The 16,927-nt window shown below is 58.8% G+C and carries 10 protein-coding genes; all 10 read left to right on the plus strand.

Annotated elements, in window-relative coordinates; all coding sequences use genetic code 11:
* Nucleotides 1-5 precede the first annotated feature (5 nt).
* The 10 genes from V5E97_RS33675 (at nt 6) to V5E97_RS33720 (ending at nt 15,939) form a co-directional block, all read left to right on the plus strand.
* Nucleotides 6-1,133 carry a Gfo/Idh/MocA family protein gene (locus V5E97_RS33675; RefSeq protein WP_406695917.1) on the plus strand — a complete coding sequence of 376 codons (1,128 nt, stop codon included), beginning with the start codon at nt 6-8 and terminating at the stop codon, nt 1,131-1,133.
* Entirely contained in the window at nt 1,111-1,554 is a 444-nt protein-coding gene (locus V5E97_RS33680; RefSeq protein WP_406695918.1) for an acyltransferase, read from the plus strand. The genes V5E97_RS33675 and V5E97_RS33680 overlap by 23 nt, the downstream gene beginning before the upstream one ends.
* Nucleotides 1,554-2,720 carry a DegT/DnrJ/EryC1/StrS family aminotransferase gene (locus V5E97_RS33685; RefSeq protein WP_406695919.1) on the plus strand — a complete coding sequence of 389 codons (1,167 nt, stop codon included), beginning with the start codon at nt 1,554-1,556 and terminating at the stop codon, nt 2,718-2,720. Before V5E97_RS33680 ends, V5E97_RS33685 begins: the two co-directional genes overlap by 1 nt.
* Entirely contained in the window at nt 2,717-3,715 is a 999-nt protein-coding gene (locus tag V5E97_RS33690; protein WP_406695920.1) for an SDR family NAD(P)-dependent oxidoreductase, read from the plus strand. Before V5E97_RS33685 ends, V5E97_RS33690 begins: the two co-directional genes overlap by 4 nt.
* Complete coding sequence (locus tag V5E97_RS33695; RefSeq protein ID WP_406695921.1) at nt 3,703-4,854, plus strand: DegT/DnrJ/EryC1/StrS family aminotransferase; 1,152 nt, start codon at nt 3,703-3,705, stop codon at nt 4,852-4,854. The genes V5E97_RS33690 and V5E97_RS33695 overlap by 13 nt, the downstream gene beginning before the upstream one ends.
* Nucleotides 4,851-5,858: a hypothetical protein gene (locus tag V5E97_RS33700; protein ID WP_406695922.1), complete on the plus strand. Its 1,008-nt coding sequence runs from the start codon at nt 4,851-4,853 to the stop codon at nt 5,856-5,858. Before V5E97_RS33695 ends, V5E97_RS33700 begins: the two co-directional genes overlap by 4 nt.
* Nucleotides 5,848-6,852, plus strand: coding sequence for a methionyl-tRNA formyltransferase (locus tag V5E97_RS33705; protein ID WP_406695923.1), 1,005 nt, complete (start codon nt 5,848-5,850; stop codon nt 6,850-6,852). The genes V5E97_RS33700 and V5E97_RS33705 overlap by 11 nt, the downstream gene beginning before the upstream one ends.
* 248 nt (nt 6,853-7,100) lie before the next feature.
* Nucleotides 7,101-8,129 carry a glycosyltransferase family 2 protein gene (locus tag V5E97_RS33710; protein ID WP_406695924.1) on the plus strand — a complete coding sequence of 343 codons (1,029 nt, stop codon included), beginning with the start codon at nt 7,101-7,103 and terminating at the stop codon, nt 8,127-8,129.
* A gap of 503 nt (nt 8,130-8,632) precedes the next feature.
* Entirely contained in the window at nt 8,633-9,715 is a 1,083-nt protein-coding gene (locus tag V5E97_RS33715) for an ABC transporter ATP-binding protein (RefSeq protein ID WP_406695925.1), read from the plus strand.
* Between the two features lie 350 nt (nt 9,716-10,065).
* Nucleotides 10,066-15,939, plus strand: coding sequence for a DUF4082 domain-containing protein (locus V5E97_RS33720; protein ID WP_406695926.1), 5,874 nt, complete (start codon nt 10,066-10,068; stop codon nt 15,937-15,939).
* The last annotated feature ends 988 nt before the right edge of the window (nt 15,940-16,927 follow it).

Below are 16,927 nucleotides of genomic sequence, written 5' to 3' on the forward strand. Positions count from 1 at the left end.
GTACCATGGAAAAGCTCAAGATTGGAATGATCGGGTGCGGCTACTGGGGACCGAACCTGATCCGCAACTTCTCCGCCTGCCCGACTACCGAAGTGGTGGCCGTCTGCGACGCAAACCCAACGCGACTTGCCACAATCGGTCAAAACTATTCTCACGTGAAGTTGGCAAATTCGGTCGATCAGTTGCTCGACGTGCCGCTCGACGCAGTGGCGATCGCGACGCCCGTTTCGACCCATTTCGCGCTCGCCCACCGCTGCCTCGAGGCGGGGCTTCACGTCCTGGTCGAGAAGCCGCTGGCCTCAAACGTTCATGAAGCCCAGACGCTCATCGATCTGGCAGAGCGTCAGCAGCGGATTCTGATGGTTGACCATACCTACCTCTTCAACAACGCCGTCCGCAAGATCAAAGAGCTGATCGAATACGGCGAGCTGGGCGAGATCTACTACATCGATAGCATTCGGATCAATCTCGGACTCTTTCAGCACGACATCAACGTCGTCTGGGATCTCGCACCACACGACCTTTCGATCGCCGACTATCTCGTCGACTTCGAGGCCAGAAGCATCTCGGCATGGGGTTGCGCCCACACCAGCCGCGGGACTGAGGACATTGCTTACGTCAACGTCGACTACGGCGACCAGATGCTCGCGAACTTTCACGTCAACTGGCTCTCCCCCGTGAAGGTCCGCCAGATGATTTTCGCCGGTTCACGCAAGAGCGTGGTCTTCAACGAACTCAATTCCACCGAGCCAGTCAAGGTGTACGACCGCGGCATCGAATTCGGCGAAGGGGCCGAGGGTCGGCGCAAGCTCCTCGTCGGTTACCGCACGGGCGATGTGTGGAGCCCCCACATTGAGGCGGGCGAGGCGCTTCAGACGATGGTGGGTCATTTTGCCGAGTGCATCCGAGAGGGTAAGACGCCTCTGAGCGACGGTTGGATGGGCTTGCGAATTACCCGGCTACTCGACGCGGCGAACCGCAGCCTCCGCGCCCAAGGGGGCCGAGTCGTGCTTTCTCACGGGGACCTTGACCATGTCAACCCGGACTCACCCGCGATCGGACCCAACGAACGGAATTCGGATCGCCCCAGACGTCCGGCTCGGCCGCGACGTGATCTTTCACTGCTTCGTTAATCTCTACGGATGCTCGATCGGCGATGAGACGCGGATCGGGAGTTTCGTCGAGGTCCAGAAGAACGTGGTCATCGGCGCCCGCTGCAAAATCTCCAGTCACACGTTCCTCTGCGAGGGAGTCACGATCGAAGACGAGGTCTTCATCGGACACGGAGTGATGTTTATCAATGATTCCGACCCTCGAGCGACCTGTGACGGACGCACCATGACCGAGAGTGATTGGTGCGTCGAGCCCACGCGGATCTGCAAGGGGGCCTCGATCGGTAGCGGAGCCGTGATTCTTGGTGGTTTGACGATCGGACCAGGGGCGTTGGTCGCCGCGGGGGCCGTTGTGACCCGCGATGTGGCCGCGCGAGGAGTCGTTAAGGGAGTTCCGGCTCGACAATTTCGACTGCGGGAGCTACCAGGAGTACCACGCTGATGACCATTGCTACCGGAACCGTCCCAACCGGCGCAGGGGTTTGCTTGACTCCGCCGCCGATCCCTCTGCTCGATCTGAAGGCCCAGTACCTGGGGCTTCGTGATGAGATCTCGCAGGCACTTCACGAGGTCGCCCACAGTTCGACCTATGTGCTGGGGCCCCGAGTCAAGGAGTTCGAGAAGGCCTTCGCCGCCCACGTCGGGGCCCGCCATTGCATCGGTGTCAATAGCGGTACCTCGGCGCTCCACCTGGCCCTGATCGCCGCGGGAGTCGGGCCGGGTGATGAGGTCATCACCGTTCCCATGACCTTCATCGCGACAACCTGGGCCATCAGCTATGTCGGCGCAACGCCCGTCATGGTCGACGTTGATCCGGTCACCTACACTATGGACGTCGACCAGGTCGAACGGAAGATCAACTCGCGAACCAAAGCCATTCTTCCGGTCCATCTCTATGGCCAGCCGGCCGCCATGGGGCCGCTCTTGAAACTCGGACGGCGACACGGCATTCCCGTGATTGAAGACGCCGCTCAGGCTCACGGTGCTCGCTATCAGGATGCGGGAGCCGGAACCCTGGGACACTCGGGCTGCTTCAGCTTTTATCCCGGAAAGAACCTGGGTGCCTATGGCGAGGCGGGGGCGATCGTTACCCACGACGACCAGATCGCCGCCCGGCTTCGCTCTCTGAGAGACCACGCCCAGAGTCAGCGATACCATCACGATGAGATCGGCTTCAATTACCGCATGGATGCGTTCCAAGGGGCCATCCTCGGTATCAAACTCCGCTATCTCGAAGCCTGGACCGAAGCGCGTCGCCGTCTGGCTGCTTCATATCTCGATCGACTTGCCGACGCGCCCCTCCAACTACCGACCGAAGCACTCGATCGCCGCCACGTCTGGCATCTCTTCGTCGTTCTCCATCCGGAGCGGGACCGGCTGCGCGACGCGTTGGAGGCTCGTGGGATCGGTACCGGGCTGCATTACCCGGTCCCAGTTCATCTTCAGAAAGCCTTTGCCCACCTCGGACATCACGAGGGTGATTTTCCAGTCAGTGAGCGGATCGCGCGGGAGTGTCTGACACTGCCGCTCTACCCCGAGATGACCGAGGCGCAGCAGGAGCGGGTTGTCGAGGCCTTGCGGGCCGTTTTCCGGGAGGAGCAGGTATGACCACGACCCTGAAAGGAAGGACAATCCTCGTGACCGGCGGTGCGGGCTTGATCGGCTCACACATCGTCGATCAATTGATCGACGAGGGGGCGGGCGAGATCCGCGTGCTCGACAACATGGTTCGCGGTTCCGAATCCAACCTGGCTCCCGCGCGGGCACGTCGCGAGATCAAATTTATTCAAGGAGATGTCCGTGACCGTGAGAAGGTCGCCCAGGCCGTCGCTGGGTGCGATTACGTCTTTCATCAAGCGGCGATTCGGATCACCCTCTGTGCCGAGCAGCCCCGCGATTGCATGGACATCCTGGTCATGGGGGCCTTCAATGTTTTCGAGGCGGCGATTGCCTCGGGGGTGAAGAAGATCGTCTATGCCTCTTCAGCCTCGGTCTACGGCGCGGCCGAGGTTTTTCCCACGGACGAGCGCCATCATCCCTATCATAATCGCACGCTTTACGGCGCTGCGAAGCTGATGAATGAGGGGATTGCACATAGCTTTCACGACATGTACGGATTCCCGAGCGTAGGATTGCGGTACTTCAACGTCTATGGCCCTCGAATGGACGTCACGGGCGCTTATACGGAGGTCTTCATCCGTTGGCTCGATTGCATCGAACAAGGCAAGGCGCCGCAGGTCCATGGCGACGGTTCTGCATCAATGGACTTCGTATTCGCCGAGGACATCGCGCGGGCGAACCTCCTCGCGATGAAATCGGACCGGGTCGACGACGTCTACAACGTCGCCAGTGGGACGGAAACGACGCTTCTGGGCCTGCTGCAGGCGATGCACAATGCGACGGGCCGGCGAGCCCTGGCAGCGGAGCATCACCCGGCGCGGAAAGTGAACCCAGTTCCCCGGAGGCTGGCCGATACGACGCGAGCTCGCCGCGAGCTCGGTTTCTCAACCCAAGTCTCCCTGGAGGAAGGGTTGCGCAGGCTGGTGGCATGGCGACGCCAGATGATGCCCCAGCTCGAGGAGGTGGCAAAATGCTCGAGGTGAGCCCTCGAACCATCCCGATCGCACGACCTGACCTTGGCGAAGAGGAAGCCGCGGCCGCGCGCAGGGTGATACTCTCGGGTTGGATCACCCAAGGTCCAGAGGTTGCGACTTTCGAGGACGAGTTTGCTGCATATGTAGGGACAACCCACGCCTGTGCGGTCGCCAATTGCACGGCCGCGCTTCACCTTGCGCTGCATGCGCTTGGCGTCGGACTCGGCGATGAGGTCATCACGGTGAGCCACTCGTTCATCGCCACCACCAATGCCATTCGGTACTGCGGAGCTGTCCCCGTTTTCGTGGACATTGATCCGCGGACGTACAACATCGACCCAGGCCTGATCGAGCGAGCAATCACATCGCGCACCCGAGCCATCCTACCGGTCCACCAGGTTGGCCTGCCTTGCGATATCCTCCCCATTCTTGAAGTCGCCGCACGGCACAACCTACCTGTGGTTGAAGACGCCGCCTGTGCAATTGGAAGTGAGCTCCGGGTTCAACAGAAATGGGAACGGGTTGGTAAGCCACACAGCCTTGTGGCCTGCTTTTCGTTCCACCCCCGCAAGCTGCTGACGACCGGTGACGGAGGAATGCTGACAACTCTCGACCCGGAACTCGACCGGAAATTTCGCGTGCTCCGCCAGCATGGAATGAGCATCTCCGACACGACCCGACACTTGGCCACCACCGTCGTGTTTGAGGAATACTCAATGCTCGGCTTCAACTACAGGATGACCGATATTCAGGCGGCCGTCGGTCGCGTTCAACTCAAACGTCTTCCGGCGTTACTGATGCGCAGGAGCAAGCTTGCTTCGCATTATACGGAGAGAATTAAAGGGATTTCGGGCCTCATTCCTCCGCACGTTCCTGCTGGTGTGAGAACCAATTATCAGTCGTATGCCGTTCAGGTTACGGATCAGTATGCCACCAGCCGCGACCAGTTGATGCGGAAGCTCCTGGAGCAGGGAATTAGCACTCGCCGCGGAATCATGAACGCCCATCAGGAGGCGGCTCACACGGATCTCGCGCATAGTGACCTGACCTGTTCCCAAGTCGCTCGCGACAGTGTGATCTTGCTCCCGCTTTTTGCCGAAATGACCCTCGAGGAAGTCGACCGAGTGGTTGACGCGCTCATCCCATGAATACGCTCCTTCCGGGCTTGAACCCAAGACGGCTCGCAAATCTGATGCGACATGCCGTCCGCCGCTGTCGACTCGATCTCTCAGGAGCGGTTGTCGTGACCGAAGCGGCAACGAGCTCGTATGTCGTAACTCCGATTCTTGCGGCCATGGCAGGCGCGAATAAGGTCTTTGCCATCGCTCAAGCCTCCCGCCATGGAACTGTGCAGGACGTGATCGACCAGACCAAGGCGGTCGCACATGCCGCCGAGGTCCCGGGAATCGTCGAGGTTATCACCGCTCTGAGCCCAGAGATTGTGGCGCAGGCTGACGTGATAACGAACAGTGGCCATGTGCGGCCGATCGACGAACGAATGGTCGCTCACCTTAAGCCGGGTGCTGTGATTCCTCTGATGTACGAGTCCTGGGAACTGCGAGCGTCGGATGTCGACCTCGAGGCCTGTCGCACTCGAGGAATCGCTGTTGCCGGGACGAACGAACGACATCCGGAGATCGATGTCTTTTCTTATCTCGGGATGATGGCTGTGAAACTCCTCCTGGATGCCGGTGTTTCGGTCTACAGGAGCCGGATCCTTGTCCTGTGCGATAACCCATTCGAGCCGTACATCCGCCGTGGTCTCGTCGCCGCTGGAGCTTCGGTGGAATCCGCGGACCACCTGATCAGCGGCCTTTTGCCCGAGGAGGTCGATGCCATCGTGGTGGCTCAGCGGCCCAACGGTCATCCTGTCATCAGCGAACGCGAGGCGAGCTGGATCGCGGCGCGATATCCCGGGGCCGTTGTCACTCAGTTTTGGGGAGACCTCAATCGCGATGCCCTCGACCGAGTCGGCGTTGCCTACTGGCCCGACCGGGCGCCTGCGGCCGGCCACATGGGGGTCCTCCCCTCGGATATCGGACCTGAATCGATCGTACGTCTCCAAGCCGGAGGGCTTAAAGTCGCCGAGATCTTGTTGCGGGCAAATCAGGGAAAGCAAATCCGGGAATGGGAGTATGTCGATGTCGTCTAAACAAGACGCCACGAGAACCAGGGTGCTTCAACTAGGAGCGGGACCAACCGCCCTGAGTTGCCTGGACGCTCTGGTCGAGAGATTTCATGTCGTCGGGCTGGTCCGCGCCTGTCGTAGCGAAGAGGGGGAGCGAGAAGCGACCATCCGTCGCGCACGTGAGGTCGGTGTGCCTGTCCTCCAGGACGACTCGCTGGAAGCCCTTGAAACAAGCATCGACAAACTCACGCCTGAGTGTGTTGTCGTCTCCTCCCACGGACGAATTTTGCCGCCACGGTTGCTGGAGAAAAGTCGGTTCATCAACGTTCATTATGCCCCTCTGCCGAAATATCGGGGTCGGGCGAATGTGAACTGGGCGATCATCAACAGTGAGCCCTACGCTGGAATCACCATTCATACGATCAGCCCCGGGCTTGATGCAGGGAATATCCTTTATCAAGAGATCATCGAGGTGAGCGAAGGGGATGACGTCGCCAGCCTGTATGACAGGTTGAACTCGATTCAACGCAATCAAATCGCGGGAGTCGTGCAGGATCACTTGAACGGCTACGAAGGGGTCTCTCAGGATGAGCGGCAGGCGACTTACGGTTGCACCAGGGTACCCGATGATGGCGAGATCGATTGGTCTCGCCCCGCGATCGAGATCCAGAGGCTTGTCCGTGCCCTCGTTCCCCCCTTCCCTGGCGCCTTCACATACTTTCAGGGTCGCCGCCTCTTGATCTGGCGTGCAGAGGCCGTCGTGGATCCGCCTCGCTACGATGGGCGTGTGCCGGGCCGCGTCGTCGCCTATTCACGGAAAACGGGTACCGTCGACGTCCTTGCAGGTGAGGGGGTGGTGCGGCTGTACGACGTGCAACGTGCCACCGGAAAACGCGAACCCGCCGCACACGTCGTTACCTCCGTTCGAGAGACTCTGGGGCTTCGCACATCGGAGTTGCTGGCGCGGATCGAGCAACTCGAACGACTACTCGCGGAACGCCCCACCGCGGCCTGTTAGCGCTGGGTCACAAATAAGTTGCTCGCCACGGACGAGCGGGAGCGTCAGCCCCTGTCATCCGTCTGACGTAGGGGTAAACCGAGCGGGAAGGAGTTTGCCAGGAACGCCGAGCCGGCGAGAACTCGTAGGTCAAGTCTGGGCTTGGTCCTTCGAGAGCTCGCCGCCGGGTCGAACCTGGTCGCCAATTCTGCGCGGCTGTTGCCGTACGCCGAATCGCTTTCCAACGCCGCAGCGAGCGAGGCCAGAAAATGAGCCAGGTCGACATCATCGTCCCGTGCTATAAATACGGCCATTATTTGAGACAATGTGTTGAAAGTGTATTGACGCAGGTGGGCGTTGAAGCCCGGGTCCTGATCGTCGACGATGCGTCGCCCGACGACACACCGGCTGTCGCCGCGGAACTGTGCGCACAGGATCACCGCGTCGAGTATCGGCGGCATAGCATTAATCGAGGTCATATTGCGACATACAACCATGGCCTTGAGTGGGTCGCAGGTGACTATACGGTCTTGCTCTCGGCTGATGACCTCCTGACCCCTGGTTCCCTCTTTCGTGCTACCAAGATCATGGATGAACACCCGGATGTTGGTCTCACCTTCGGGCGAGATATCCATTTCAATTCGAGCCTCCCGTCGCCCAACGCACCACTTGAGCTGACGGAGCAGAATTGGCGAATCATTGCTGGTCACGATTATCTTAGGGCCGTCGCGAAGACCGCTCAGAACTTCATCCCGACTCCAACGGTGGTCGTGCGTACCGCCTTGCATCAAAAGTTGGGCGGCTACCGAGAAGGACTGCCGCATTCCGGCGATATGGAGTTGTGGATGCGATTCGCCGTCCACGCAAACTTGGCCGAAATGGATGTGGACCAAGCCTACTATCGTGTTCATGGCCAGAACATGAATTTGCGCAACTTCGGGACGCGCCAGGCCGAGATGGAACAAAGAAAGCTCGCCTTTGACTTTCTATTTCATAGATACGGGAGCAAAATCCCAGGCTGCAAACAGTTGCAACGGCAGGTCGCCGCCTGTGTTTCTAAGGAGGCACTCGATGAAGCGTATACAGCCTTCTATAAGGGCGATATCGCAAGTTGCCGAAATCTGGTCGAACTTGCCGTGAGAGCTGACCCGTCCACCAGTTCGTTGCTTTTTTACCAACGCCTCCGATGGATGCTTCGCATGGGCCTTCCGCTCACGCTGCTGGCCCGACGCCTACTCTTGAAACCACGATTACCTCGGGGCGAGAACGATGGTGATGGAAATGCTCCGAACCACTGACTTCCCTGGTAAATCAAATCGCAAATAAACTCGCAAATCAACCACGTTATGTCGCGGACATTCAGTGGCTAAGAAGATAAGACGTGGCAATCTGGTGATGGGATTCCGGCGTGGGTGATCGCTTGGAACTCGCGTTGTCGCCCCTTGATGAGCAAACGTATCGGCAAACTGGGACCCGTTTGGTTTGATTGCAAGTTTGAAGCGAGATCACCGGCGGGGCTCACTTTTCGTTTGTCCGAGACGGTTTTACCCACTTCCTCCTCAAGCCTGGATAGGGTGATGCCTTGTTACAAGTCAAAACCAGCCGCACACGACCCGTCCCGACCGTGGCTCGAGACTCGATTATCGTGGAGGGCGTCTCGAAGCGCTACCACCTAGGTTGCCGAGCGAGCGAGCGAGTTGATTCGCTACGAGAGGCGATCATGCTCGCGGCCGCCGCCCCATGGAACCGCCTCCGCGGGATCGGGCGACGAGATTCCACGGAGCCTCGGGGTTCAACCGACGTGCTCTGGTCGCTGAAAGATGTCTCATTCCGTGTTGGACGGGGTGAGGCAATCGGTGTGATTGGCCGCAACGGCGCGGGGAAGTCGACTCTCCTGAAGATCCTGAGTCAAATCACAGCCCCGACCACCGGTTCCATCAAGCTTTTCGGGCGTGTGGGCAGTCTGCTGGAAGTTGGCACAGGCTTTCACCCCGAGCTGACTGGGAGGGAGAATGTTTATCTCAACGGTGCAATTATTGGCATGAGTCGGAGTGAGATCTCACGTAAGTTTGATCAGATCGTAGAATTCGCCGAGGTTGATCGATTCATTGATACCCCTGTGAAGCGATATTCCAGCGGCATGTACGTTCGATTGGCGTTTGCCGTCGCGGCACACATGGAGCCTGAGATTCTGCTGATTGATGAAGTCCTTTCAGTGGGTGACCTGGCGTTCCAGAGGAAATGCATGGAGCATGTCAAACGGCTCCAAAAGCGTGACGTGACGCTCCTTTTCGTCTCCCACAATATGTTCTCCATCAAGGCGATCTGCGATCGGTCGATCTATCTCTCCGAGGGCAAGGTCGTCTTCGACGGTCGTACGGATGAAGCGATCCGGCTCTACGACCAAGAAGGACGCCTGGAGATGGCGACCTGGGCGCAGGCGATGGTGGGTTCAGATCCCACGAAACAGCCAATTTATATCACCGATATTGAAACCATGAATGAGGCCGGCGAGTCGCGCACCTTGTTTGATCACGGCGAAAGGATTCGGATCCGCCTGCATTTCGATGCGCAAGAAACCTTGCACGAGCCAAATTTCAATGTGGCTCTGATCCGGTCGGATGATGTGGCTTGTTGCAACTACAACACCGCGATGGACAAGTTTTCGACCGCCACGGTTTCGGGCGCTGGCGTTATCGAACTCCTCACACCTCCGATCAAGCTCGTCTCGGAACTATACTCAATCCAGGTCCTGGTTTGGGACGCCTCGTTCCAACGACTTTACTGCGCACAAGTTGGTAAAAATATTCATATTCGGCATCCCGAGTTGAACACCGAGTTCGGCGTTTTTCATGAGTCCGCCGAATGGAGTTGGGAAGGGTGAACGGCATTCGCTCCCCGAACCTCTCGAACCAGTCAAGTCTGGAAATTGAGACGAGTTTTCATTGGCGAGCCCGAAGGACCGTTATTGACCCGATGACTGGGCGAGCGCCGCGAACCGTTCTTGGTCTGCCTGAGAAGACAGCGGGAACGGTTTCCGCATTGGTTGCGTTTCCTGGAACCGCGGGCAACCTGCCCCCATTCGAGCTTCGTGGTGAAGGCCGCGTAGTCGACCTTCGCTACCCGCGCTAACGCCAACTCGCGATTATCCTCATCTCAGCCTACCTGGTAAAGGACAACTTGATGTTCAAACGCAACCGACGCCTTCGGCTGGCTGGCGATTTGCGACGATTTATGGCTCGTCCAAGCCTGGAGCCGCTCGAGGAGAAGATTCTCTTTGCCGTCAATCCCATCATCGCTGAGAATCAACTGCCAGGAACTCCCCAAAGCGAATGGGACATTCTTGGCTCGGGTGACACCTCAATTCAAGGGTTTGCGACCGACATCAGTGTCGACCAGGGCCAGACAGTCTCGTTCAAGATTAACGATTCCGCCATTGCCCCTTATCTCATTGATATTTACAGAATGGGCTACTACCAGGGGAACGGTGCCCGCAAGGTGGCGACGATTCCTTCGTCCCAAACGTTGCGAGTTGCTCAACCGGCTCCACTCACCGACTCTTCGACGGGGCTCATTGACGCGGGCAATTGGTCGGTCACCGCTTCGTGGGCGGTGCCTTCCACTGCCACGTCCGGGATTTACCTTGCCAGATTGAAGCGTGAGGATACTGGAGGTGCGAGCTTCATCTACTTTGTCGTACGAGACGACGATGGGCACTCTGACCTCTTGTTCCAGACCTCGGACACGACCTGGCAAGCCTACAACGACTGGGGCGGAGCGAGCTTTTACACCGGCCCACTCGGAGCGAATCCGAGCCGCGCCTATAAGATTAGCTATAACCGGCCGTTTATGACCCGGACGAGCACCTACGGCGGGCGAGATTTCGTTTTTGGCGAAGAGTACCCCATGGTTCGCTGGTTAGAAGCCAATGGGTACAACGTGAGTTACTTCACCGGCATGGACAGCGATCGTTACGGCGCGGAGATTCTCGAACACCAAGGTTTCCTGTCGGTGGGTCACGACGAGTATTGGTCCGGAGGGCAGCGAGCCAACGTTGAGGCCGCCCGGGATGCCGGCGTGAATCTCGCATTCTTCAGCGCCAACGAGGTCTACTGGAAGACGCGATGGGAACCGAGTATTGACGCCTCTCATACCCCCTATCGCACCTTGGTTTGCTACAAGGAGACCATTGCGGCCGCCAAGATCGATCCCTTGCCGAACGTCTGGACGGGCACCTGGCGCGATCCGCGCTATCGGACGGTCGGGGACGGCGGGCTCTCGGAGAATTCGCTAACAGGACAAATCTGGGTGGTCAACCGTGGTCCTGCCATGGAGACGGGGACGTCCTTTACGGTTCCCGAAGCTGACGGTAAGTTACGGTTTTGGCGGAATACCGCTGTGGCTGCCCTGGCGCCTGGCCAGACCGCAACTCTGGGGGACAAGGTACTCGGCTACGAATGGGATGAAGATCGTGACAATGAATTCCGTCCCGACGGCTTAATTCGCATGTCGTCGACCACCCAAGACGTTCCGCAACTCCTCGATGACAGTTATGTGAATTGCCCATTCGGTGGCTCTGGTGCGAATCCTGGAGGCGTCTGCGCTTCCTGTGGTTGTGTTGTTAGACCGGGGACGGCGACTCATTCCCTGACACTTTATCGTGCCAGCAGCGGAGCGCTCGTCTTCGGCGCGGGAACCGTTCAATGGTCATGGGGCCTGGACGGGACCCATGATGGCGGTCCGACAACGCCCGATCAGAGCATGCGCCAGGCCACTTTGAACTTGTTCGCCGATATGGGCGTTCAGCCCGGCACGATTCAGTCTGGCCTGGTCTACGCCACGATGACGACCGATGCCATTGGCCCGACATCGGTGATCACTTCACCCTCGGCCGGGACCAACCTCCAGGTTGGCGTGCCGATCACGATTACGGGGACTGCCTCCGATACGGGCGGCGGTCGAGTGGGGGGCATCGAGGTCTCGGTGGATGGCGGCAAAACATGGCGGCGTGCTCTGGGACGTGAGAACTGGACCTATTCCTGGACGCCGACGATCAGCGGCCTGATCCTCATTCAGAGCCGTGCCACGGATGATAGCGCGAATATCGGGGCTCCTTCGGCTAGCCTCTCGGTAAACGTCTCGCTCCTGGCCACGCCTTCGACCGGACTGGTCGCGTCCTTCAACTTCAACGCGGGAAGTGGAACGACCGTGACCGACATCTCGGGCTTTGGAAACAATGGGTCCATCTCGAACGCGACCTGGTCCACAAGCGGCCATGCCGGCTCCGCGCTCTCGTTCAACGGCACGAACAGTTGGGTCACTATCGCCAACTCCTCCTCCCTGAACCTGAGTAGTGGGATGACGCTGGAAGCCTGGGTGCGGCCCTCCAACACCAATTCTTCCAATCCGATTCTGGTGAAAGAAGGCAACGGAACCGCGCCTTATGCCTTGTATGCTTCCGACCCTGTCATGCCGGTTGCCTTCCTCAATGCGAACAGCGCCACGAGTACCGCTGCGCCGTCGTACCAGTCGCTGGTGGCGAACACCTGGAACCACGTGGCTGCCACTTACGATGGGACCACGCTTCGCCTCTACGTCAACGGAGCCTTGATGAGTCAGGCCAACCCGACCGCCGGAATTTTGTCGTCGACCGGCGCGCTTCGGATCGGAGGAGACTCCGTTTTCTCTAACGAGTTTTTCAACGGGCTCATCGATGATGTTCGTGTCTATAACCGTGCCCTAAGCTTGGCGGAAGTTCAAACCGATATGAGCACGCCGGTTGGTGGCGTGATGGATAGTACGGCGCCGACCGCCTCGATCTCTTCGCCGGCCGCCTCGGCGACGCTCGTCGGAACGAACACGATCGTGGCGAACGTGTCGGACAACACGGGCATCGCCGGAGTCCAGTTCCTGATCAATGGGACCCCCGTTGGCGTGGAAGATATCGCCGCTCCGTTCTCATTGGCCTGGAATACCACGAAAGTTGCCAATGGCAGCTATGTTCTTTCCTCGCGGGCACGTGACATGGCCGGGAACTTCACGACCTCCAGCGGGGTCACGGTCACGGTGAACAACCCAGCAGACCTCACCGCTCCGACGGTCCGCCTTACGACTCCTTACACCAACTCCACGGTCGGCGGCCAGTTCGTACTCGGAGCATTCGCCAGCGATAATATCGGTATCACCGGTGTGCAGTTCAAAGCCAACGGCGCCAATCTCGGGGCGATGGACTCCACGGCCCCGTACCGACTGAACGCATCACTCTCAGCGGGCACCTACACCATCACGGCCGTTGCGACAGACGCTCGCGGTAACCAGACGACTTCGGCACCCTTCACGCTGACAGTTGACCTGGCTGCCCCCACCATAACTAGCCAGTCGCCTGTACCAGGCGCCACGAACGTCGCCACCAACTCCGGGGTGAGGGTCACATTTAATGAACCAATCCGGCCCGATACGCTCCGGATATCGCTCACCGGGCCCGATGGTGCGAGCCCTGGGATCGTCCAGTATGATTTCAGCACAAATACAGCGAGATTCGTGAATTTTGCGGAATTGGATCCGTCGACGACCTACACGGCCAGCGTCAACGGAGTGACCGACCTTGCCGGCAATATCCTGAGTCCCTTCTCTTGGACTTTTACGACCGCGAGTGTCATCAACGGCACGTCACTCTGGGAGGGGGAGCCGACTCCCGACGTCGCGTCCGAAACCGACAGGAGTGCCGTTGAAGTTGGCCTGAAGTTCACCAGCGACACGAGCGGATTCATTACTGGCGCTCGCTTCTACAAGGGACCCTCCAACACCGGCGCGCACGTCGCCCACCTCTGGAGCGCGACGGGGACCCTACTTGCGACCGCCCCCTTCATCGGGGAGACCCCCACCGGCTGGCAGCAAGTCCTTTTCGCCACCCCGGTCGCGATCGCCGCCAATACGACCTATGTCATTTCGTACTTCGCCCCTGTGGGTGGCTATGCCCTCAATAGTGGTTATTTCACCAATAAAGGATTTGATAATCGGAATCTCCATGCTCCGTCCAGCGCGACAAGCGGTGGCAACGGAGTTTATAAGTACGGAAGTAGCGGCGGATTCCCCAACGCAACCTATAATGGGAGCAATTACTGGGTCGATCCGATCTTCTCCACTGCTGCCTCCCCACCCGTTGACTCCACACCTCCTACCGTCACCACGCGCACCCCGGTCGCGAACGCGACCGACGTATCCAGCGCCATCGTGATATCGGCGACCTTCAACGAAACGCTCCTGGCCGGAACCGCCATGATCTCGCTGACGGGTCCTGGGGGAGCTGTCGCGGGTTCGGTCACCTATGACAACGCCACAAACACGGTCAGGTTCACTCCCTCGGCTTCACTCAACGCTCTGACCACCTACACCGTCACGGTCAGTGGCGCGAGGGATCTCGCGAACAACGCCATGGCGAGCCTCTCCTGGAACTTCTCAACGGCTGCCGCTTCCACCACACGCTCGCTCTGGAACAACTCGGTAGTTCCCATCGTGGCGTCCGATAGCGACACGAGCGCCGTTGAAGTCGGCGTGAAGTTTACCAGCGACACCGTCGGAACCATCACCGGCGTTCGGTTCTACAAAGGACCGACCAATTCTGGCGTTCACGTTGCGCACCTCTGGAGCGCCACGGGAACCTTGCTCGCCTCCGCCAACTTCATCGGGGAAACCGCCACCGGCTGGCAGCAAGCCTTCTTCACTACACCGGTCGCGATCACCGCTAATACGACTTATGTGGTTTCGTACTACGCACCGGTGGGTGGCTATGCCGTCGATAACGGTTACTTCACCACCAAGGGGTACGACAATGGGAACCTCCACGCTCCGTCCAGCGCGGTAAGCGGTGGCAACGGAGTCTATAAGTACGGAAGCGGCGGCGGGTTCCCCACCGAGACGTACCTCGGTAGCAATTACTGGGTCGATCCGATCTTCACCGGCACCGCCCTTGACACGACGCCTCCCACTGTCACCACGCGGACCCCGGTCGCGAATGCGACCGACGTTTCCAGCGTCATCGTGATATCGGCGACCTTCAACGAAACGCTCCTGGCCGGAACCGCCATGATCTCGCTGACGGGTCCTGGGGGAGCTGTCGCGGGTTCGGTCACCTATGACAACGCCACAAACACGGTCAGGTTCACTCCCTCGGCTTCACTCAACGCTCTGACCACCTACACCGTCACGGTCAGTGGCGCGAGGGATCTCGCGAACAACGCCATGGCGAGCCTCTCCTGGAACTTCTCAACGGCTGCCGCTTCCACGACACGTTCGCTCTGGAACAACTCGGTGGTTCCCACTGTGACGTCTGAAAGCGACACGAACGCCGTAGAGGTCGGCGTGAAGTTTACCAGCGACACCGCCGGATTCATCACCGGCGTTCGGTTCTACAAAGGACCGACCAATTCTGGCGTTCACGTTGCGCACCTCTGGAGCGCCACGGGAACCTTGCTCGCCTCCGCCAACTTCATCGGGGAAACCGCCACCGGCTGGCAGCAAGCCTTCTTCACTACACCGGTCGCGATCACCGCCAATACGACTTATGTGGTTTCGTACTACGCACCAGTGGGGGGGTATGCCGTTGACAATGGTTACTTTACGACCAATGGGGTCAACAATGGGAACCTCCACGCTCCGTCCAGCGCGGTAAGCGGTGGCAACGGAGTCTATAAGTACGGAAGCGGCGGCGGGTTCCCCACCGAGACGTACCTCGGTAGCAATTACTGGGTTGACCCCATCTTCTCCAGCGGTTCTCTCGCCACCGAGTTCACCGACTCGACGCCCCCCACCATCATCGCGCAGACCCCGGATGAGAACGCGGCCGACATCGCCATCACCTCGGCCGTTTCGGCGACCTTCAGCGAACCGCTCCAGGCCGGAACTGTTGTGATGACGCTGACCGGCCCTGCGGGAGTTGTCTCGGGATCGGTCAGTTATGACAACACCACAAGAACGGCAATCCTGATTCCATTGGCTCCACTAGTGTCCCAGGCCACTTATCTCGTGAACGTCAGTGGGGCGAAGGACCTCGAGGACAACGTGATGGAGGGCCTCTCCTGGACCTTTACAACGGCCGCCGTGTCGTAGGCATCGTCGTTCGGATTCCAACCAGGGCGCCTTCGGTGGCAAGCTGCTCAAATCAGGAACGTCGAGTACATCGTGAGGACCCTGGGGAGAAGCGACGGACGGCTGCCGCGATGGAGCGATTTTTGATCACGTTGCACATTCGCGAATCCAAAACGGGTGGCCTGGGCAACCAGGCCACCCAGAAAGCCTCAATAATGCGTTGCCGATTCCCGCAACGGCCGAAGCCCGGATGACGCTCATCCCCGGTTGCAAGCCGCCCCAGTAGCTCCGAAAAGAAAAGCGAGGAGACAAGGATTCGGTGAGCTCCGTACCCGCGATCCGAGGTCGCTGGTGGCCTCGGTTGCCGCGAAATCGCTGGCACATAAGGCTTTGGCGGTGAGGCCACAACGCGACTCACGGTTCAAAAGCTGGAGAATCTTATGCAGATTTACTGGAAAATCATATTCGTGATAAACAGATAGTAATTGAACAGAAGGCCCAGTATTCGATGGTTTGTTATCGCGACCCTATTGCAGGAAAAATGAAATGCCGTTACAAAATAAATGCCGGATTCACTGATGTTGGGATCGAGCTGAGAGGCGCTTCGAGCTCAAATTGGCTTGTCCGCGTGGAATTCGGTAGTCATCGCACGTTGCATGCCGCTTCTCTATCGCACGAATCTCCACACGCCATTCGACGTCACGCTTACTAATGATCGGTTGTTCGATGATTTCCACGAAAAGCCTCTGGCTTGTCGTATGGGAGTGTTGCGGTTCTCCTTGGTTTTGAAGCACGGACAAGGCAAGTGGCGAACTCGCTTCCATCCAAACTGCACACGGGGGCGGTGCTCGTAATTAGTGCGTGAAAACACGATTTGAAATTATCTTTGGTATGTGATTTGCAGTGAAGAGTAATGGCATGCCGGGTGATTGGCTCGGCGATTGTCTTGGCTGATTCAAGTCGGCTGGGAGAAGTGCGGCGGAGGATCTCTCAGGTGACAGACAAAGTT

Origin of the sequence: Singulisphaera photorubra, assembly GCF_045290345.1 — a bacterium.
Taxonomy (GTDB): domain Bacteria; phylum Planctomycetota; class Planctomycetia; order Isosphaerales; family Isosphaeraceae; genus Singulisphaera.

Coding starts and splice junctions, on each gene's coding strand:
- V5E97_RS33700 (WP_406695922.1), top strand. CDS start 4,851: ATGAATACGCTCCTTCCGGGCTTGAACCCAAGACGGCTCGCAAATCTG.
- V5E97_RS33690 (WP_406695920.1), top strand. CDS start 2,717: ATGACCACGACCCTGAAAGGAAGGACAATCCTCGTGACCGGCGGTGCG.
- V5E97_RS33720 (WP_406695926.1), top strand. CDS start 10,066: ATGGCTCGTCCAAGCCTGGAGCCGCTCGAGGAGAAGATTCTCTTTGCC.
- V5E97_RS33675 (WP_406695917.1), top strand. CDS start 6: ATGGAAAAGCTCAAGATTGGAATGATCGGGTGCGGCTACTGGGGACCG.
- V5E97_RS33710 (WP_406695924.1), top strand. CDS start 7,101: ATGAGCCAGGTCGACATCATCGTCCCGTGCTATAAATACGGCCATTAT.
- V5E97_RS33705 (WP_406695923.1), top strand. CDS start 5,848: ATGTCGTCTAAACAAGACGCCACGAGAACCAGGGTGCTTCAACTAGGA.
- V5E97_RS33695 (WP_406695921.1), top strand. CDS start 3,703: ATGCTCGAGGTGAGCCCTCGAACCATCCCGATCGCACGACCTGACCTT.
- V5E97_RS33685 (WP_406695919.1), top strand. CDS start 1,554: ATGACCATTGCTACCGGAACCGTCCCAACCGGCGCAGGGGTTTGCTTG.